The following is an 18,210-nucleotide window of genomic DNA, read 5'->3' on the forward strand; positions in this document are numbered from 1 at the left end:
CCCGGGTTGGAGAACCCGGGCCCGCCGTTGTTCGTGGGTCTAACCCTGAGTGCCGAAGTCCTGCGTCCACCAAGGGCCACCGGAGCCGTAGTGCACCCCTATCCCGATCTCCTTGAACGCGCAGTTCAGGATGTTGGCGCGGTGCCCGGGGCTGTGCATCCAGGAGTCCATGACGGCGGCCGCGTCGGCCTGCCCCCGGGCGATGTTCTCGCCGTACGTACTCCACTTGTACCCGGCGGCGGTGATGCGCTCGCCGGGCCCGGCGCCGCTGGGGTCGGTGTGGTCGAAGAAGTTCTGCGCGGCCATGTTCTCGGAGTGCTTGAGCGCGGCGTCGTACAGCTTGGGGTTGCTGGTGAGCGCGGAGCAACCAGCCTTGGAGCGCTCGGAGTTGACGAGCGCGAGCACGTCCTGGACGGCGGCCGGCTGGCCGGAGTCGGTGCTGGGAGCCGCGCGCTTGGTGCTGGGGCTGGGCTTGGGCGGCGCGGGGCGCGAGGAGGGCTTGGCGGGCGGAGCCGGGCGCTTGGCGCTGGGAGAGGGTGAACTGCTGGCCTTGGCAAGGGAGTTGGAGCTAGAGGGGGACGGCGGAACAGGCTTGGTGCCGACCCCGTCGGCGGCGGCCTCGGTGGTGGTGGCGGGGGCGTCGGCGACGGCGTGCGACGCGTCGGTCCCGGAGTCGGTGAAGAAGTGGAAGGCCCCGCCGAGGGCGGCGACCGCGGCGACCCCGGCGATGACGGCGGCGGCCCGGCGCCGCCGCCGCGCCCGCTGGTCGCGCCGGTCACGCCGGGAGGCGGGGCCGCGGCGCTTGTGGGCGGCGTGGGTGCCTCGCGGGGCTTGCGGGGCTTGAGGAGTGGGCTGGGTGGTGGCGTGGGCGGCGGTCTGCAGATCGGGCGTCTGCCCGTGCAGCGCGGCCAGCAGACCGGCCGTCGCCATGGCTGGTACGAGAGCGAGGCCGACGAGAAGCCCCTCGGCGGGTATGAGCCCGCTCCAGTGCCCGGAGCAGACGGCGCAGGTGCGGGCGTGCCGGGCTATTCGCTTGCGCCAGAGGGCGGAGGGCAGGCCGTCCCAGGAGAGGGCGAGCCCGGAGAGCTCGCCGCAGCGCTCGATCCCGGCGAGCGCGCGGACGACGACGCGGGCGGTCTCCAGCTGGCCCTTCATGCGCTGGATGCGTACGGCGGCGTGCTCGGGGGACAGGTCGAGCGCGGAGGCGACCTCGCCCCGGGTGAGTACGCCGGCCGCCTCCAGCCACCACAGCGAGAGGAGCGCGCGGTCGTCGGTCTCCAGCCAGCGGGTGGCCTCGGTGACCTCCTTGCGCTGCCCGGAAAGCCCGAGCTGGACGATGGTGAGGTCGACGAAGTCGGCGCCGGGGTCGGCGACGTCGTAGGCGTCCTGGAGTCCGCCGTCGACGGGCGTACGGCGATGTCCCTGCCAGTACCGCCGGATCTCGTTCATGGTGACGGCGACCAGCCAGGACCGGAAGGCCTCCGGGTCGCGCAGCGAGCCGAGCCCGTCGAGCATGCGCAGCAGGCTCTCCTGCACGACGTCGTCGACGTCGGCGTGCCCGTTCAGGGCGCGGCCGACGATGTTGTACACGAGCGGCAGATACCCGGCGACGAGCTCGTCCCGCGCCCGCTGATCCCCGGCCCGGGCCGCGACGACCACCGCGGCTACCTGTTCACTGATCACGCTCGTCCACTCTCCCCGGCATCGACCGAACCTAACTGGCCCGACGGAGAGGAGAACAGTCCGGCCGTGACCGGATAACAGAAATCTGGTGATGGATACCGGCTGATGCGTGACAGGTTCTGACGGGTTCTGGCTGGTGGGGGCCGTGCCCCGGGGCGGGGGTGGTGAGGGGTGTGGGCCTCGTCACGCTTGTTGGGCTGGTCGGGTGAGGACGGTGGGCGGCCGGTCGCGCCCACAGGGCGGGGCCTCGCCATCCGGGTCACCCAGGCGCATGCCCCACCGCCAGCATGTGGGAGCTGGCCGACAGGAGCTCGGGGTACGGCTCGGCGAGCCGGGCCGCGGCGAGCGCGGCGCGGAACATCGCCGAGTCCCGCAGCGACGCCTTGCCGTGCACCTCGGCCGCCTTCAGCGCGCCCCAGGACGGCCCCTCGATCCCGATCACCCGCACGCCGACGACACCGGCCTCCGTCAGCTCCTCGGCCAGCGACTCGGCGGTGTGGAAGTAGGCCGCAGTGAACCCCTTGCGACCGGGGTCGTGCCGCCCCGTCCTGAGGATGTCGAAGACGGCGTCGTGGACGCGCTCGACATCGAGCAGCGTGGTGGCGACGTGCTCGAAGAGCGAGGCATAGCGCCCGATCGCGGCGGCCGCGACGAGCCCGCCCGGCTTCACGACGCGCAGCGCCTCGCCGATGGCCCGGTCCCGCTCCTCCCGCTCCAGGAGGTGGTAGAGCGGGCCGAGCAGAAGGACGACGTCCTGGGAGTCGTCGGCCGCGGACAACTTGCGGGCGTCACCGACCTCGGCCGTGACGCCGAGGGGCGCCTGCGCGACATGGCGGGGCACGGGGTCCACGATGTGCACCGTGTACCCGGCCTCGGCCAGCCACTGGGCATGGATGCCGGGCCCGCCGCCGACATCGAGGACGCCGGCCGGCGCGGGCGGAAGGTGGCGCCGCAGGATCTCCTGGGTGCGGATCAGTTCGAGCGCGCCGTCGGCGCTGGACGTCAGGCGGACCGACTCGTCGATCGTCTCCGTGTAGAAGGCCAGGACTTCCGGGGCGAGTACGGGGTCTGATGTCATGGTCCGGATCGTCCACCCCGACCGGTCAACCTGTCCACTGTCCGAGGAGAGATGAAATGGCCGTCCTGAAGTACGAGCAGATCGCCGATTCCTTGCGGGCAAGGATCGCCGACGGCGAGTTCGGAGCGGACGACCTCCTCCCATCCCAGCGCGACCTCTGCGCGCAGTGGGACGTCAGCCGGGCCACCGTGATCAAGGCGTACGACACCCTGATGGCCGACGGCCTTGTGACCGCCCGACAGGGGCAGGGTTTTCGGGTGACACAGCTCCCCTTGGCCCGCCCGGCCGGCGGGCGCAAGGCCGGCACGGCCAGGACGGAGGGCGGCCGGGCCTTCGACATCCTGGGCGCGCCGACCCGGGCGGTTCCCCCGGAGAGGATCGCAGTTGCCCTCGGGCTGCATAGCGATGCGCTGGGGCTGCGACGCGACCGCTTGGTGCGTCTCGCGGACGGCGCACCGCTTTCCGTGGTGCAGGCCTGGTTCTCTTCGGAGATCGCGGATGCATGCCCCCGCTTGGAGCAGACGGCCCAGATCGCCGAGGGCACCACCCGGTACGTCACCCGGATGACCGGCCGCGGCCCGGTGCGAGGTGTCGACACGAAGACGGTCCGGCTGGCGACCCAGGAGGAGTCCCAACTCCTGGAGCGCGAGCGCCCGTTCGCTGTGGCAGTCGTTCTGCACACCGCCTACGACCAGGGCAACCGGGCAATCGCCGTGGAACAAGGCGTCACCCCGGGTGACCTGTGGGAGGAGACGGAGAGCTACCCCATGGGGCACGGCTGCTGACGGTTCATCAACTGAAATCCGTACGGGTGGGGTTCGGTCAACCTTCTTGACTGGACCGGTCCACCGGTCCAATGTGTGAGTTGCGGCCCATGCCGTGCCTGCTCAGTCGACACCGGAGAAGTGCATGAACCGGACGTGACCGATGCTGCCCGTTGTCAAGAACTCGCCTGCACTGCCGACGAGTTGGGGCAGACGTGAACGCAATGGACGCGAAGCCTTTGACGCCCACCGAGCGGGAGCTTGCCGCGCTGGACTGCGACCGGGTCCTTGTCGGATTCCAGTTCAAGCCGAGCCCGCTGGAGATCGGCCGCCTGACCGTGACCATCCGGAATCACGGCGAGCGCCTGCACGCATCGGTGCGGGCCCTGCCGCCGACGAACCGGACCCGGCGGTCAGATGCGGTGCTGCGCGACTGGGGCGACCTGATTGCGCAGGGCCCCCGGCCCGTCCCGCTCGGCGCGTGGACCTATCTGCGGGCGCTGGCCCGGACGGTGCGGGGTTTCCTGGAAGTCCTGGCCGACGCCGGCGCTGCGAAGGGCGGAGCCCGGTGACCGGCGCGGAGCAGGAGCGGCTGGCGCTTCCGGTCCGCATTCCGGGTGCGGCTTCCCGTGGTCAACCCCGCAGCGCTCAACTGCCAGACATCGCGACGTAGTTGGAGGAAAAATGCCAGGAGGGAAGCACAGCGGGAAGCCGGACACCGCCCCGCAGGACGGGCATCGGGACAGGCCGCCGAACCTGCCCTCCCCGCCCAGCCCGCCGGCCCCGAAGAAATGAGCCCGGCCATGACGAACCCCCAGCACCTCGCGGACGCCCTCGAAGGCGAGGGCGTTCTGCCGCCGCAGTGGGCGAAGGCCGTACGGGCCGTCGACCGGGGCCTGTTCATCCCCGACAGGACCCGCGAGCTCGACCGGCACTCCGCCCCGCAGGCCTGGCTGGACGCGGTGTACTCGGACACCCCGGTCGTCATCCAGTGGGACGACGGCAGGCCGGGCGGCCACGGCTTTCCCACCTCCTCGTCGTCGAAGCCGTCCGTCATGCTGGAGACCCTGGCCCTCGCCGACGTCCGCCCCGGCGACAGGGTGTACGAGCTGGGTACCGGCACCGGCTACAACGCGGCCCTGCTGTCCGAGCAGTGCGGCGACGAGCAGGTGACCACGGCAGAACAGGACGAGGGGCTGTACCTGCGGGCCCGCCGGCACCTCCGCCTCGCCGGGTACCGGCCGCACGCCTTCCACGGCGACGGCCTCCTCGGCCGGCCCCAGCGGGCGCCGTTCGACAAGGTGATCGGGACCTGCACGCTGCGCACGCTCGGGCGCCACCTCCTCGCGCAGACGGCGGACGGAGGCCGGATCGTCACTCCGTACGGCGAGTCGTTCCACTCGTACAGCTTCCTGGTCCTGGATGTCGCCGACGGCGAGGGGCTGGGCCGCTTCACGGGGAACCCGGCGTTCATGTGGGCCCGGCAGCAGCGCGGACGCATGGCGGCGATCGCGGACGTGTACCACCGGGAACAGGGCGACACCGGCACCACCCGCATCAACCCGTACGACCTCGCCCGTGACGCGGATGCTGAGTTCTACCTCTCCCGGAAGGTTCCCGGCGCCTGGCCCCAGCTCGTCCATGGCGGCGAGGAAGCCCCGGCCGAGGCCACGTATTGGCTGCTCGCCGACGACGAGAAGTCGTGGGCGACCGTCGAGTACGTGGACGGACGTGACGAGTTCGAGACCGAGCAGTACGGGCCTCGCCGACTCTGGGACGAAGTCGCCTCGGCGGTAAGGGAGTTCGACCAGTACGGGCGTCCGGCGCGGGAGCGGTTCGGGCTGACCGCCACGCCCGAGGGCGAGTTCGTGTGGCTGGACGAGCCCGCCAACAGGATTACGTCCTGACTGGTGAGAATCGCCAGGACCGCGGTGCGGTGCTGGGTACGCTCCGGCGCATGAGCCACATCTCCGGATCCGGGACCGGACGGCCTCCGGTGGCCGGCAGCGCGCCGACGCCGGACATCACGTACACGCAGTGCAAGCGGTGCGGTACCGAGCTGGCCGGGTTGGACGGGCGGTATTCGTGCGGGGTGTGCGGCTGGTCCAACCACTGGTCCGAGGGGCATCGGCCCCTCCCCGTCGCCGAGGACGACCCGGATGCCCCGCCGCCGCCCGTCAATCCCTTGGGGGAGCGGTAACGACCGGGCGTATGGCCGGAGTTGGAGGCGGGCGGAGTGCGCTGGGGCTTCGCCCCAGACCCCGGGATGCCCCGCCCCGCCCCTTCCCGCTGTGACACTCTGCGGCTCCGCCGCGTGGCCTCCGGGGGTGTGGATGGTCCGGCTGCGGACCGTGGATGGCTGGTCGCGCAGCTCCCCGCGCCCCTTAGGTCGCCGTTCGGCTCGGACCTGGGCGTACGTGTGCCGCTCCCCCCGGGCGGCCCGCTGCGGCACGCAGAGCTGAGAAAGCAAGGCGGCCCGGCGCCGCAGGTGTATCGTGCGCAGCACCTTTCTCACGGAATGTACTGTTTTGTACGATGACTTGAGTGCACCCGGGCCCACCAGGATCCGTCGCCGCACCCTCCTCGCCACCCTCCCCGTGGCCTCCGTGCTGAGCGGGTGCGACTCCGCACCCCCGCGCGAGCGCCCGCGGCGGCCCGCTCAGGGGGCGCCCCGCGGGCCCGTCCGGCAGGCCGGGGTGACCGAACCGCGGACCCAGCACGCGCTCTTCCTCTCCTACGACCTCACGCCGGGCACTCGCGGAGCCCCCGGGCGGGACGCCGTGCGGCGGCTGCTCGCGCGGTGGAGCGAGGCGCTCTCCGGGCTCGAAGCGGGGGCTACCGCGACCGTCGGCATCGGGCCCGCGCTGCCGGCGCGGCTCGGCGTCGGGGCGCCCGAGGAGCTGCGGGAGCTGCCCGCGTTCGACGGGGAGCACCTCGACGCGGGGGCCGGCGGCGGCGAGATCGGGGTCCAGATCTGCGCGGGGGACCCGTGGGCGTGCGAACGGGCCGCCGGGCTGCTCGCGGGCGCCGGCACGGGGGTGCTGCAGCCGCGCTGGCGGCAGGCCGGGTTCCTGCCGGCCGAGCTGCCCGGGCGGCAGTCCAGTCCCTTCACGTCCCTGCGCGACGGCGAGACCCCGCGCGATCTGCTCGGCTTCAAGGACGGGTCGACGAATCCCACCGCCGCAGAGAGCGAGCGCTGGGTGTGGCTGTCGGGGCAGGGTCCGTACGTGGACGGCACCTTCCTCGTCGTACGCCGGGTACGGCTGCGCGCCGATCAGTTCGGGCGGCTGCCCGTCGCCCGGCAGGAGCAGATCATCGGGCGGCGCAGGCGTGGGGGTGAGCCGTTGGGGGGCGGGGCGGAGCGCGTCCAGGCCGACCTGGACGCGCGGACCCCGGAGGGCGGTTACGTTCTGCCCTCCGACGCGCACGTGCGGCTTGCGAACCCCCGGCTCGACGACGGTGCCCGCATGCTGCGGCGCGGCTACTCCTACGAGAACAGTCCCGCTGACCGGGGGCTGCTCTTCCTGGCCTATATGAAGGACCCCGCGCTCTTCGTGCGGGTCCAGCAGCGGCTCGTCGCGGGCGACGCCCTCAACTCCTTTGCCGAGCACTATGGTTCGGCGCTGTTTTACGTGCTGCCGGGGGCGGTGCTGCCCAATCGGCCGCTCGGCAGCGGGGTGCTCTGACGCTCCGCTGGGGGTGCGAGGGATTCGGGTGCGCCTTTCGGGTGCGGGCCGGTGGGGGCTGGTCGCGCAGTTCCCCGCGCCCCTAGCGGGGTGGTGCTGGCCCGCACCAGGGCATTTCAGCCCGTCCGGCGTTTGAGGACGAGCGCCCTTAAGGTGCGAACGGGGTCTGGGGCGGAGCCCCAGCGCACCCCGCACCAGGGTCAGCCCGCGCCCGGGAAGTGGCATGCCACTTCCCGGCCCTCCCCCGGCCCCACCACCCGCAGCACCGGCGCCTCCGTACGGCAAACCGCGGCCGCCCGCGCGCAGCGCGGATGGAACGTGCACCCCGACGGCGGCGAAGCCGGGCTCGGTGGGTCTCCCAGCAGCGTGATCCGCTCGCGGGCCCGCTCAGCCGCAGGGTCCGGCAACGGCACCGCGGACAGCAGCGCCTGGGTGTACGGGTGGGCCGGCGCCCCGTACACCCGCTCCTTCGCGCCGATCTCCACCACCCGCCCCAGATACATCACTGCCACCCGGTCACACACCCGCTTCACCACCGACAGGTCATGCGCGATGAACAAGTACGCAAGGCCCAGCTCCTTCTGCAACCGCTCCATCAGGTTCACGATCTGGGCCTGGACGGAGACGTCAAGCGCGGAGACCGGCTCGTCCGCCACCACCAGCTTCGGGTCGAGGGCCAGCGCCCGGGCTATGCCGATCCGCTGGGCCTGGCCGCCCGAGAACTCGTGCGGGTAACGGTCGATGTGCTCGGGAATCAACCCCACCAGATCCATCAGCTCAACCGCACGGGCGCGCGCAACCGCTGCCGAACCGCCATGTGCCAACAGGGGATCGGAGATGATCCGGGCCACCGTCTGGCGCGGGTTCAGGGAGGAGTGCGGGTCCTGGAAGACCATCTGGAGGTCCTTGCGCACCGGTCGCAGCCCGCGCCGGTTCAGGCGGCTGATGTCGCGGCCCTCGTACGCGATCGTTCCCGACGTCGGCTCAAGGAGGCGCACGATCATGCGGCCCGTCGTCGACTTGCCGCAGCCCGACTCCCCGACCAGACCCAGCGTCTCGCCCGCCGCCACGTCGAAACTCACGCCGTCCACCGCCCGGACGGGCGCCGAGCGGCTGCCCCGGCCCGGGAAGTGCATCTTCAACTCCCGTACGGACAACAGGGGTTGAGAAGTATCAGCGGTAGCAGCGGCAGTAGCAGTAGTAGTAGCAGTGGGGACATCGCTCATGACGCTACGCCTTCGTACGCGGGGAGGTGGCAGGCCACCGGGTGGCCGACGGGGCCGCCCAGCAGGGGGCGCTCGGTCTCGCAGCGCTCCCGCACATCCGGACCGGCGCCCGCCGCGCGCGGGCAGCGGGGTGCGAACGCGCAGCCCGGGGTCGGGTCGAGCAGGGAGGGCGGGCTGCCCGGGATGGCCCGCAGGGGGGCGTCGTCGCTGTCGTCCAGGCGGGGGAGCGAGTCCAGCAGGCCTCGGGTGTAGGGGTGGGCCGGCATGGCGAACAGGTCGTCCACCGGGGCCTGTTCGGCCGCCCGGCCCCCGTACATCACCAGGACCTCGTGAGCCACCCGGGCCACCACCCCCAGGTCGTGGGTGATCATCACGACCGCCAGGCCCCGTTCCTCCTGTAGGCGGGCGAGCAGTTCCAGGATCTGGGCCTGGACGGTCACGTCGAGGGCCGTGGTCGGCTCGTCCGCTATGAGCAGCTCCGGCTCGCAAGCCAGGGCCATCGCGATCATCGCGCGCTGGCGCATGCCGCCGCTGAACTGGTGCGGGTACTCGCCCGCCCGTCGCGCCGGCTCCGGGATGCCGACCTCCGCCAGCATCTCCACCGCCCGCTTACGGGCCTGCGCACGGCCGGAGTTGAAGTGCACCCGGTGGTGCTCCGCGATCTGCTCGCCGACCGTGTAGTACGGGTGCAGGCTGGACAGCGGGTCCTGGAAGATCATCGCGATGCGGCGGCCGCGCACCCGGTTCAGGGCGCGTTCGGGCAGGCCCACCAGTTCCTGCCCGTCCAGGGTGATGGAGCCGGTGACCTCGGCGCCGGTGTGCAGGCCGAGCACGGCCATCGAGGTGACGGACTTGCCGGATCCGGACTCGCCGACGATGCCCAGGGTGCGGCCCCGGTGCACGTCGAAGGAGAGCGAGTCCACGGCCCGTACCGGACCCCGAGGGGTGGGGAAGGTCACGCTCAACTCCCGTACGGACAGGAGTAGTTCAGGGGTTGGTTCGGGAGCTTTCATCGCAGCCTCACTCGCGGGTCGACTACCGCGTACAGAAGGTCGACGGCCAGGTTGGCGACGACGATGAAGGTCGCGGCGAGCAGCGTCACGCCGAGGATGACGGGCTGGTCGCCGGTGGACAGGGCGCCGTAGAAGAGCCGGCCGATGCCGGGCAGGCCGAAGATGGACTCGGTGATGACCGCGCCCGCGAGCAGCCCGCCCAGGTCCATGCCGAACAGGGTCAGGATCGGGGTCATCGCGGAGCGCAGGCCGTGTTTGACGACGACCGTGCGGCGCGGCAGGCCCTTGGCGCGGGCAGTGCGGATGTACGGCTCCGCCATCGTCTCGATCATCGAACTGCGGCTCTGCCGGGCGTACATGGCGGCGTACAGGATGGCGAGCGCGATCCAGGGAAGGAGCAGGTTGGACGCCCAGTGCACGGGGTCGGAGGCGAGGGACACGTACTGGGGGTAGGGGAGCAGGCCCGCCACCCGGATCAGGCCGTAGATCAGCATGACCGAGGTGAAGTAGACCGGCATCGAGGCCGCGGCCACCGCGCCGACCATCAGGGCGCGGTCGGTGAAGGTGTCTTTGCGCAGGGCCGCCGCGACCCCCGCGGACAGGCCGAGGAGCAGCCACAGCACCGCCGCGCCGAGCGCGAGCGAGGCGGAGACGGGCAGCCGGTCCATGAGCAGGCTCCACACCGACTCGCTGTTCTCGTACGAGTAGCCCAGGCACGGGAAGTCGCAGTGCAGCGCGTACTGGCCGGTGCCCATGGTGCGGCCGGTGAAGATCCCGGAGGCGAAGTCCCAGAACTGGCGCCACAGCGGCTGGTCCAGGCCCATGTGGGCGCGGATCGCCTCCAGGCGCTCGGCGCTGCACGACTTGCCGCAGGCGGCGGCCGCCGGGTCGGAGGGCAGGACGTAGAAGATGGTGAAGGTGACGGCGGCGATCGCGATGAGCACGCCGATGACGCCGAGGATCCGGCGGGCGAGGTAGCGGGTCATGTGCGGCTGCCCCTCGGGTCGAGGACGTCGCGCAGCGCGTCGCCGAGCAGGGTGAAGGCAAGGACGGTCAGGAACAGGCAGGCGCTCGGGATGACGAAGTACATCGGGTCGGTGTCGTAGAACGACACGCTCTCGGCGATCATCTGGCCCCAGGACGGGGTGGGCGGGCGCACGCCGACGCCGAGGTAGCTGAGCGCGGCCTCGGTGGCGATCATGCCGGGGACGATGAGCGTGGTGTACGCGATGACGGGCCCGGCGACCCCGGGCAGGATGTCGCGGGTCAGGATGCGCCAGGGTCCTGAGCCGCCGACGCGGGCGGCGTCCACGTACTCGCGGTGTTTGAGCGAGAGCGTCTGGCCGCGTACGACGCGGGCGATGCCGGGCCAGCCGAACAGGCCGATCACGGCAGTCATCAGCAGGATGCGGTTGACGTCCTTGGCCACCGACATCATCGCGATCATGAAGATGAGGGACGGGAAGGACATGGTGAGGTCCATCAAGCGGGACAGGACCGTGTCGGTGCGGCCGCCGAAGTAGCCGGCCGCGATCCCGGCGGCGGTGCCCGCGACGACGACGATCGCGGTGGCGGTCAGGGCGATGAGCAGGGAGACCTGGGCGCCGTAGACGACGCGGGCGAACAGGTCGCGGCCGGTGACGGGTTCGACGCCGAGCCAGTGGTCGGCGGAGATCCCGCCGAGCGGGCCGAGTGGCTGGCCGCCGAGGTAGGGGTCGATGGCGGTCTTGTCGAACTCGTCGGGCGACCAGCCGCCGAGCGCGCCGAGCAGCGGGGCGCCGGCCGCCATGAGGAGGAAGAGGACGACGACGGCGAGGGAGATCTTCACAGAGGTACGGCGGCGCAGTTCCTCGCGGGCGAGCTGCCACGGCCCCCGGCCGGCCGCGGGGGCCGGCGGTTTCAGCAGAGTGCTGGTCATGGTCGGACGAGCCTCAGTTCCCGCTCTTGGCAGGGTTCTTGAGCCCGACCGTGGCGTAGTCGAGCTGCCCGCCGAAGGACGTCTGGCCGTAGCCGCCCGCGATGTTGGTGCCGAGCACCAGGGGCCAGCGCCGCACCAGGACCGGGACGGCGGGGGCCTTGGTGAGGATCTCGCCGTCGAGCTGCTGCCAGGCCTGGGCCGCGGCCTTGGCGTCGGTCATCGCCGAGATCTCGTCGACCCGCTTCATGGTCGCGTCGTCGCGGAAGATGGAGTGGTTGCCCTGGTTGCCCTTCTCCTTGATGTAGCGGCCGTCGAAGACGAACGGCAGGAACGTGGAGCCGGACGGGTAGTCCGGGCACCAGCCCGTGTAGAGGATGTCGGTGCGGTTCTTGACGTCGCCGATGGTGGCGTAGAACGCGGACGGGTCGACGGTCTCGATGGTGACCTTGATCCCGGCCTTCGCGAGCGACTCCTGGATGGCCTCGGCGCGGCCCTTGTCGCCGGTGGAGACGGTCATCTTCGTCTCGAACCCGCCCGGCTTGCCCGCCTCCTTGAGCAGCTCCTTGGCCTTGGCGACGTCACCGGTGGTGGGGATCTTGAGGGTGTCGGGCTGCTTGCCGTCGAAGAGGGTGGCCGGCATGTACGCGGTGGACAGGTCGTTGAACGCGGGCCCGCCGGACGAGGTGAGCACCGCGTCCTTGTCGAGCGCGTACATCACTGCCTGACGCACCTTCACATCGGTGAACGGGGCGCGCCCGGTGTGCATTTGGACCATGTCGGTGCAGTTGGTGGACTCCGCGAGGAGGCGTGAGCGCACGGACGCGTTCGTCAGGACCTTGGGGGCGCTCTCGGGGCGCAGCGCACCCCAGGAGACGGCGGAGGCGTCCGCGCCCTGGCTGGCGATGAGGCGGTCGTCGATCTGGGTGGCCTTGAGCCCCATCGTCACGACGATGCGGTCCGGGTACGCCTTGCGGACCTGGTCGGTGGCGGGGTCCCAGTGGGTGTTGCGGACCAGGGTGAGCTGCTTGTTCCGCTGGTACGACTCGACCTTGTACGGGCCCGACGAGAAGGGTCTGTTGTCGTACTTGGGCCCGTTGTCCTGGGCCTTGGGCACGGGCGCGAAGGTCGGCATGACGGTGGCGTTGGGGAACTCGGCGAAGGGCTTGCGGAGTTCGAAGACGATCGTGTGGTCGTCGGGCGTCTTGATGGAGTCGAGGTGCTTGCCCTGGGCGGGGCCCTGGTAGCCCTCGGCGCCGGTGAGGTAGCGGGCCGCGTAGTCGGCGCCGCCGGGCAGGTCGGGGGAGAAGGACCGCTCGACGTTGTACTTGACGTCCTGCGCGGTGATGGGTGAGCCGTCCTCGTAGGTGAGGCCCTGTTTGAGGTGGAACGTCCAGGTGCGGGCCCCGTTGGAGGAGGTGCCGAGGTCGGTGGCGAGGTCGGGCGTCAGCTGGTTGCCGCCGGCGCCGGGGACCGCCTTGTAGGTCACCAGGGTGCGGTAGAGCAGCCGGGTGCCGAAGTCCATGTCGCTCATGACCCAGTTGCGGGCCGGGTCGAGGTGGGTGAAGTCCTGGTTGGACAGGACGGTGAGGGTGCCGCCCTTGACCGGGGTGCCACCGACGACCTTGCCCACGTTCGCGACGGCCGGGTTCTTGCCGCCCCCCTCGCCCGCGCCCGTGTGCTTCCCCCCGGAACAGCCGGCCGTGCCGAGGGTGAGCGTCGCCGCGAGGGCGACGGCGAGGGCGGTGCAGGTGCGCTTGTTCATCAGTGGTCACTCCGTGAAACAGGTTCGGACAGCTGCCCGCCCGAGGAGGCCGACTGCTGGAATGTGACCCGTAACATAGTAATGTGAAATTGCACTGACAAGGTGTCGGGAACTCTTTTATCCGTCCTTGGCCGTGCGGTACGGGGTCGCGAAGCCCGGTGGGGCCTTGCGGGAGTTGGCCGGGGGCAGGTCCTTGGCAGAGCCAGTGCCATGTGAAATATTACAGAGGTGTCTGCGAGATCAATGAGCTCCACGAGAAGCGCCCCGGACGTCATCGTCGTCGGGGCGGGGGTCGTGGGGGCCGCCTGTGCCTACTACGCGGCCCGGGCCGGCCTGCGCGTCACCGTGCTCGACCGGGGCCCGGTGGCGGGCGGCACCACGGGCTCGGGCGAGGGCAATCTCCTCGTCTCCGACAAGGAACCGGGCCCGGAGCTCGAACTCGCCCTGTTCTCGGCCCAGTTGTGGCAGGAGCTCGCCGAGCTGCTGCCGCGCGGGGTCGAGTACGAACCCAAGGGGGGCCTCGTCGTCGCCTCCGACGAGGCGGGTCTGGCCGCGCTGCGCACCTTCGCGGCGGGCCAGGAGAAGGCGGGCGTGACCGTACGCGAGGTGGCGGCCGACCGGCTGCCCGACCTGGAGCCACACCTGGCGCCGGGTCTCGCGGGGGGCTTCCACTATCCCCAGGACGCCCAGGTCATGCCCGCCCTCGCCGCCGCCCACCTGCTGCGCGCCTCGGGCGCCGAGGTCCGGCTAGGGCCCGGCGAGGAGGTCACCGGCCTGCTCACCGGGCCGGGCGGCGCGGTGCGGGGGGTGCGGACCGCCTCCGGCGTGCGGTACGCCCCGCACGTGGTGAACGCGGCCGGCACCTGGGGCGGCGAACTCGCCCGCCTCGCCGGGGTGTTGCTGCCCGTGCTGCCCCGGCGCGGCTTCGTCCTGGTCACCGAGCCGCTGCCGCGCGTGGTGCGGCACAAGGTGTACGCGGCGGACTACGTCGCCGACGTGGCCAGCGGTTCGGCCGCGCTCCAGACCTCGGCCGTGGTCGAGGGCACCCCGGCGGGCCCGGTCCTGATCGGCGCGAGCCGCGAACGCGTCGGCTTCGACCGGACGCTGTCCGTCGAGGTCCTGCGCCGCCTGGCGGCCGGGGCGACGGTCCTCTTCCCCGTCCTCGCCGGCGTCCGGACGATGCGTACGTACGCGGGCTTCCGCCCGTATCTGCCGGACCACCTCCCGGCGATCGGGCCCGACCCGCGGGTGCCCGGACTGCTGCACGCGTGCGGGCACGAGGGGGCGGGAATCGGGCTCGCCCCGGCGACCGGGCGGATCATCGCGGGGTGCCTCACGGGGGCCCAACTCCCGCTGAAAATAGACCCGTTCGACCCAGGACGCTTCGACGCCGACGCCGACGCCGACGCCTGACCCGTCATCCGTCATCCGTCATCCGTTTCAACGCATCGCCAGGAAAGGAGGGCCACGGTGGCCCGAACCCCCAGGGAACTCGCCGGGGCGCTGCCGGGCCCGGCGTTCGAGGTCCGGGTCGACGGTCGCGCGGTGTCCGCGCTGCCGGGCCAGACCGTCGCCGCGGCGCTGTGGGCGGCGGGCATCCTGGCCTGGCGCACGACCCGGGAAGGCGGTCGACCGCGGGGTGCGTTCTGCGGCATCGGCCAGTGCTACGAGTGCCTCGCGGTGATCAACGGGGTGCCCAACCGGAGGGCCTGCCTGGTGGCTGCGGGGCCCGGCGACGAGATCACCACGCAGGAAGGGGACGGCCGTGCCGGACTCGCTGTCTGAATCACCCGGGCCCGACGGGGGCCCTGCGCAGCGGGGCGAACCGTACGACCTCGCCGTCGTCGGGGCCGGGCCCGCCGGGCTGGCCGGGGCTGTCACCGCCGCCGAACTCGGCCTGCGGGTTGCCCTGTTGGACCTCTCCGACCGGATCGGCGGGCAGTTCTACCGGCAGCCCGCTCCCGCCCTGCGCGCCGCACACCCCGAGCGGCTGCACCACGACTGGAACGCGTTCGCGGACCTGCGGGAGCGCCTTGAGGCGAGCGACGTCTCGCACCTGTCCGGGCACCACGTCTGGACCGTTGAGCGAGGCGGCGGCGACGCCGAGTGGACGGTGCACGCCGTGACCGGGGCCGACGGCGGCGAAGAGCGGCCGGTACGGGTCCGGGCGCGGGCCGTGCTGCTCGCCACCGGGGCCTATGAGCGGCAACTCCCCTTTCCCCGCTGGACGTTGCCCGGGGTCGTCGGGGCCGGTGGCGCCCAGGCCATGCTCAAGGGCGGGCTCGTGCTGCCCGGGAAGCGGGTGGTCGTCGCGGGGAGCGGGCCGCTGCTCCTCGCCGCCGCCTCCTCGCTCGCCGAGGCCGGTGCCGAGGTCCCGGCCGTGATCGAGGCGTCCGGATATCTGGGGTACGCCCGCCACCCCCGTGCGCTCGCCGCCAACCCGCACAAGCTCGCCGAGGCCGTGACGCACGGCGCGGTACTGCTGCGCCACCGGGTCGCGCTGCGGACCCGCAGCGCGGTGACCGAGGTGCACGGTGCCGAGCGGGTCGAGGCCGTCACCGTCGCGCGCCTTGACGGGCAGTGGCGGCCGGTGCCGGGCACGGGACGCAGGATCGCCTGCGACGCGCTGGCCGTCGGCCACGGCCTCGTCCCCGGGATCGAACTGGCCACCACCCTCGGCTGTGCCACCCGCCCCACCCCCGACGGCGCCCTCGCTCTCGCCCTGGACGCCCGCCAGGAAACCTCCGTACGCGGACTCTGGGCGGCGGGCGAGCCCGGCGGCATCGGCGGCGCCCAACTCGCCTGTACGGAAGGGGAGTTGGCGGCGCGCGCAATCGCGGCCAGGCTCGGCAGGAACCCCGGACCGGGCGGGCGCGTGCGGCAGTTGAAGTCCCGCCGCACCAGACTGCGTGCCTTCGCCGAAGCAATGGCAGCCACCCACGCGCCGGGCCCCGGCTGGGCCGACTGGCTCCCCGACGACACCGAGGTGTGCCGCTGCGAAGAGGTGACCGCGGGCCGCATCCGCGAGGCGGTCCAGGACTACGGCGCCCGCGACGCCCGTACGGTCAAACTCCTGACCCGGGCCGGCATGGGCTGGTGCCAGGGCCGCACGTGCGGGACGGCGGTGTCCTGCCTGGCGGGCGGCGCCGAACCCCCCTCGGAACGGCGCCCGTTCGCGACGCCGGTGCCGCTGGGGGTGCTGGCGGGCCTGTCTCCGGAGCCTCCCCCCGACGGGACCGACCCCTAAAAGCAACGTGACATTGTACTCTGGGTCTCCGCTCGGTACGGAGGAACAGCAGCATGGGTCACCTGAAGCAGAGCAAGGTCATCACCACCACCGAGCGGCTGCGCGACCAGGTCGCTCACGCGCTGCGCGCCGCGCTGATCTCCGGCGAGCTCCGCCCCGGCCAGGTCTACTCGGCGCCCGGCCTCGCCGAGGACTTCGGGATCTCCGCGACCCCCGTGCGCGAGGCCATGCTCGACCTCGCGCGCGAGGGTCTTGTGGAGCCCGTCCGCAACAAGGGGTTCCGGGTCACCGAGGTCAACGAGCGCGACCTCGACCAGTACACGGAGATCCGCGCGCTGATCGAGGTCCCCATGGTCGGCCGCATCACCCGCAGCGCCGACCGCGCCGACCTCGAAGCGCTGCGGCCGGTCGCCGAGGAGATCGTGCGGGCCGCCCGCGACCACGACCTCATCGGCTACCTGGAGGCCGACCGGCGGTTCCACCTCTCGCTGCTCGCCCTGGGCGGCAACGAGCGCCTGGTCGAGACCGTCGGCGACCTGCGCAAGCGCTCCCGCCTGTACGGTCTGACCGCCCTCGACCAGCGCGACGAGCTCATCCCCTCCGCCGAGGAACACGTCGAGCTCCTCGACCTCATGCTGGCCGGTGACGCCCGCGCCGCCGAGAAGTGCATGACCCGTCACCTCGGCCACGTCCGCTCCCTGTGGGCGCGGAGCGAGGCCGCGGACCCCAAGGCGAAGCGCCGCCTCGGCGCGGGCCGCTGAGCCCGCCCGTACCGTTTACGAGTCCCCGGGCCCGGTCCGCTCGACCGGTATCCACAGCACCGCGTCCGTCGTGTCGCCGACCTCCGACGGGCGGGTGCGCAGGATTTCCGGGCCCGGCCGGCTCTGGTACGGGTTGGACGGGAACCACTGGGTGAACACGTCCCGCCACAGGAGCTGGAGCGCCTGAGGGAACGGGCCGGTGTTCTCGAAGACGGCCCACGTGCCGGCGGGCACGAGGAGCGAGTCGAGGTCCTCGGGCGGGTCAGCCCGGGTCAACGCGGCGTGCCAGTAGTCGAGTTCGGTGCCCTCGGCCCGACTGGGGTCCAGGTCGTCGCAGGCCGAGACGATGCCGTCGGGCTCCTGGTCGGACAGGTGGTGGATGCGCAGCGCCGTCTCCTGCCCGACGCTCCGGATGAACTCGGCGATGGCCGGGTTGACCCCCTCGTGCACGAGCGGAACCCGCGCCTTCCTCCCCACCAGATGGAACGCTTCCTTCTCCACGACCCGGTACCGCATGCTGGTGCTCCCTTCGACGACGAGGCGGAAGGACATCCGGGGCTGGGACCGCAGGGCCGCGCCGGTGCGGCGGGCCTCGCCGGGGCCGACGCCGTGCACGGCACGAAAGGCCCGCGCGAACGCCTCGCCCGACGTGTAGCCGTACCGCACCGCGACATCGAGCAGCGTGCGCTGCCCGGCGAGCACCTCGGCGCCCGCGACGGTCAGCCGCCTGCGCCGCACGTACTCCGACAGCGGCATCCCGGCCAGCGCGGAGAACAGCCGCCGGAAGTGGTACTGCGACGTCATCGCGATGCGGGCGAGTTCGCCCACGTCGATCTCCCCGTGGAGCCGGTCCTCGATGTGGTCCATGGCCTGGTTGAGCCGCTTCAGCATCCCGGCCCCCCTTCCTTGCTTACGCGCTCCACGCTAGGAGCGGGCCACCCCGCCCGACCCGACATTCTGTGCCCGCCCCGATCGGGTCGTTGAACGAGCCCGGCGGGCCCGGTGCTGCCTATGTTGGACGGGTCGGGGGATGCCGGTAGGTGTACGTGACGGAAGGCCGATCCCATGTCTC

The 18,210-nt window shown here is 72.1% G+C and carries 17 protein-coding genes; 9 read left to right on the forward strand and 8 right to left on the reverse strand.

The genetic code is table 11. The features are described 5' to 3' along the window. Positions 1–39 precede the first annotated feature (39 nt). Positions 40–1,683 carry a sigma-70 family RNA polymerase sigma factor gene (locus OHA17_RS21000; protein WP_406507870.1) on the reverse strand — a complete coding sequence of 548 codons (1,644 nt, stop codon included), beginning with the start codon at positions 1,681–1,683 and terminating at the stop codon, positions 40–42. 259 nt (positions 1,684–1,942) lie between these two features. Continuing rightward, positions 1,943–2,761, reverse strand: a complete 819-nt coding sequence (locus tag OHA17_RS21005) for a class I SAM-dependent methyltransferase (protein ID WP_406507871.1) — start codon at positions 2,759–2,761, stop codon at positions 1,943–1,945. 56 nt (positions 2,762–2,817) lie between these two features. Between OHA17_RS21005 and OHA17_RS21010 the strand changes: the two genes are divergently transcribed. The 5 genes from OHA17_RS21010 to OHA17_RS21030 all read left to right on the forward strand — a co-directional run bounded on the left by OHA17_RS21010 (position 2,818) and on the right by OHA17_RS21030 (position 7,211). Beyond that, on the forward strand, positions 2,818–3,546 hold the full coding sequence (locus tag OHA17_RS21010; protein WP_406507872.1) for a GntR family transcriptional regulator: 729 nt from the start codon (positions 2,818–2,820) through the stop codon (positions 3,544–3,546). 203 nt (positions 3,547–3,749) lie between these two features. Continuing rightward, the gene (locus OHA17_RS21015; protein ID WP_406510776.1) at positions 3,750–4,097 is read left to right on the forward strand and encodes a DUF6415 family natural product biosynthesis protein; all 348 of its coding nucleotides are present in this window, start codon (positions 3,750–3,752) and stop codon (positions 4,095–4,097) included. Positions 4,098–4,328: 231 nt separating this feature from the next. Further along, on the forward strand, positions 4,329–5,432 hold the full coding sequence (locus OHA17_RS21020) for a protein-L-isoaspartate(D-aspartate) O-methyltransferase (protein WP_406507873.1): 1,104 nt from the start codon (positions 4,329–4,331) through the stop codon (positions 5,430–5,432). Between the two features lie 50 nt (positions 5,433–5,482). Further along, positions 5,483–5,725 carry a hypothetical protein gene (locus tag OHA17_RS21025; protein WP_406507874.1) on the forward strand — a complete coding sequence of 81 codons (243 nt, stop codon included), beginning with the start codon at positions 5,483–5,485 and terminating at the stop codon, positions 5,723–5,725. 340 nt (positions 5,726–6,065) lie between these two features. Continuing rightward, positions 6,066–7,211, forward strand: a complete 1,146-nt coding sequence (locus OHA17_RS21030; RefSeq protein ID WP_406507875.1) for a Dyp-type peroxidase — start codon at positions 6,066–6,068, stop codon at positions 7,209–7,211. A 200-nt stretch (positions 7,212–7,411) separates the two neighbouring features. Here OHA17_RS21030 and OHA17_RS21035 read toward each other — a convergent pair whose 3' ends face one another. Genes OHA17_RS21035 through OHA17_RS21055 form a run of 5 tightly spaced genes read right to left on the reverse strand, consistent with a single transcriptional unit; the run spans position 7,412 to position 13,130 of the window. Further along, positions 7,412–8,437 (reverse strand): ABC transporter ATP-binding protein, encoded by a 1,026-nt coding sequence (locus OHA17_RS21035; RefSeq protein ID WP_406507876.1) that lies wholly within the window; start codon positions 8,435–8,437, stop codon positions 7,412–7,414. Continuing rightward, positions 8,434–9,450 (reverse strand): ABC transporter ATP-binding protein, encoded by a 1,017-nt coding sequence (locus OHA17_RS21040; protein WP_406507877.1) that lies wholly within the window; start codon positions 9,448–9,450, stop codon positions 8,434–8,436. The genes OHA17_RS21035 and OHA17_RS21040 overlap by 4 nt, the downstream gene beginning before the upstream one ends. Continuing rightward, complete coding sequence (locus OHA17_RS21045) at positions 9,447–10,436, reverse strand: ABC transporter permease (RefSeq protein ID WP_053726484.1); 990 nt, start codon at positions 10,434–10,436, stop codon at positions 9,447–9,449. The genes OHA17_RS21040 and OHA17_RS21045 overlap by 4 nt, the downstream gene beginning before the upstream one ends. Continuing rightward, a complete protein-coding gene (locus tag OHA17_RS21050; protein WP_406507878.1) occupies positions 10,433–11,368 on the reverse strand; it encodes an ABC transporter permease in 936 nt (311 codons plus the stop codon). Before OHA17_RS21050 ends, OHA17_RS21045 begins: the two co-directional genes overlap by 4 nt. Before the next feature lie 13 nt (positions 11,369–11,381). After that, entirely contained in the window at positions 11,382–13,130 is a 1,749-nt protein-coding gene (locus OHA17_RS21055; RefSeq protein WP_406507879.1) for an ABC transporter substrate-binding protein, read from the reverse strand. Positions 13,131–13,373: 243 nt separating this feature from the next. Here OHA17_RS21055 and OHA17_RS21060 point away from each other — a divergent pair, with 243 nt between their 5' ends. Genes OHA17_RS21060 through OHA17_RS21075 form a run of 4 tightly spaced genes read left to right on the forward strand, consistent with a single transcriptional unit; the run spans position 13,374 to position 17,138 of the window. Beyond that, complete coding sequence (locus OHA17_RS21060) at positions 13,374–14,543, forward strand: NAD(P)/FAD-dependent oxidoreductase (RefSeq protein WP_406507880.1); 1,170 nt, start codon at positions 13,374–13,376, stop codon at positions 14,541–14,543. Between the two features lie 57 nt (positions 14,544–14,600). After that, the gene (locus OHA17_RS21065; RefSeq protein ID WP_406507881.1) at positions 14,601–14,915 is read left to right on the forward strand and encodes a (2Fe-2S)-binding protein; all 315 of its coding nucleotides are present in this window, start codon (positions 14,601–14,603) and stop codon (positions 14,913–14,915) included. Beyond that, positions 14,896–16,377: an FAD-dependent oxidoreductase gene (locus tag OHA17_RS21070; RefSeq protein ID WP_406507882.1), complete on the forward strand. Its 1,482-nt coding sequence runs from the start codon at positions 14,896–14,898 to the stop codon at positions 16,375–16,377. The genes OHA17_RS21065 and OHA17_RS21070 overlap by 20 nt, the downstream gene beginning before the upstream one ends. A 53-nt stretch (positions 16,378–16,430) precedes the next feature. After that, complete coding sequence (locus tag OHA17_RS21075) at positions 16,431–17,138, forward strand: GntR family transcriptional regulator (protein WP_406507883.1); 708 nt, start codon at positions 16,431–16,433, stop codon at positions 17,136–17,138. Positions 17,139–17,153: 15 nt separating this feature from the next. Here the strand turns inward: OHA17_RS21075 and OHA17_RS21080 are convergent, their stop codons facing one another. Then, positions 17,154–18,029 (reverse strand): GyrI-like domain-containing protein, encoded by an 876-nt coding sequence (locus OHA17_RS21080; RefSeq protein WP_406507884.1) that lies wholly within the window; start codon positions 18,027–18,029, stop codon positions 17,154–17,156. Positions 18,030–18,210 lie beyond the last annotated feature (181 nt).

This window comes from Streptomyces sp. NBC_00212 (assembly GCF_045206365.1).
In the GTDB taxonomy this organism is placed as follows: domain Bacteria; phylum Actinomycetota; class Actinomycetes; order Streptomycetales; family Streptomycetaceae; genus Streptomyces.

Excerpts from the sequence above, each read along its gene's own strand:
- OHA17_RS21005 (WP_406507871.1), bottom strand. The coding sequence starts at position 2,761 with ATGACATCAGACCCCGTACTCGCCCCGGAAGTCCTGGCCTTCTACACG.
- OHA17_RS21010 (WP_406507872.1), top strand. The coding sequence starts at position 2,818 with ATGGCCGTCCTGAAGTACGAGCAGATCGCCGATTCCTTGCGGGCAAGG.
- OHA17_RS21015 (WP_406510776.1), top strand. The coding sequence starts at position 3,750 with ATGGACGCGAAGCCTTTGACGCCCACCGAGCGGGAGCTTGCCGCGCTG.
- OHA17_RS21020 (WP_406507873.1), top strand. The coding sequence starts at position 4,329 with ATGACGAACCCCCAGCACCTCGCGGACGCCCTCGAAGGCGAGGGCGTT.
- OHA17_RS21025 (WP_406507874.1), top strand. The coding sequence starts at position 5,483 with ATGAGCCACATCTCCGGATCCGGGACCGGACGGCCTCCGGTGGCCGGC.
- OHA17_RS21035 (WP_406507876.1), bottom strand. The coding sequence starts at position 8,437 with ATGAGCGATGTCCCCACTGCTACTACTACTGCTACTGCCGCTGCTACC.
- OHA17_RS21040 (WP_406507877.1), bottom strand. The coding sequence starts at position 9,450 with ATGAAAGCTCCCGAACCAACCCCTGAACTACTCCTGTCCGTACGGGAG.
- OHA17_RS21045 (WP_053726484.1), bottom strand. The coding sequence starts at position 10,436 with ATGACCCGCTACCTCGCCCGCCGGATCCTCGGCGTCATCGGCGTGCTC.
- OHA17_RS21050 (WP_406507878.1), bottom strand. The coding sequence starts at position 11,368 with ATGACCAGCACTCTGCTGAAACCGCCGGCCCCCGCGGCCGGCCGGGGG.
- OHA17_RS21055 (WP_406507879.1), bottom strand. The coding sequence starts at position 13,130 with ATGAACAAGCGCACCTGCACCGCCCTCGCCGTCGCCCTCGCGGCGACG.
- OHA17_RS21060 (WP_406507880.1), top strand. The coding sequence starts at position 13,374 with ATGAGCTCCACGAGAAGCGCCCCGGACGTCATCGTCGTCGGGGCGGGG.
- OHA17_RS21075 (WP_406507883.1), top strand. The coding sequence starts at position 16,431 with ATGGGTCACCTGAAGCAGAGCAAGGTCATCACCACCACCGAGCGGCTG.
- OHA17_RS21080 (WP_406507884.1), bottom strand. The coding sequence starts at position 18,029 with ATGCTGAAGCGGCTCAACCAGGCCATGGACCACATCGAGGACCGGCTC.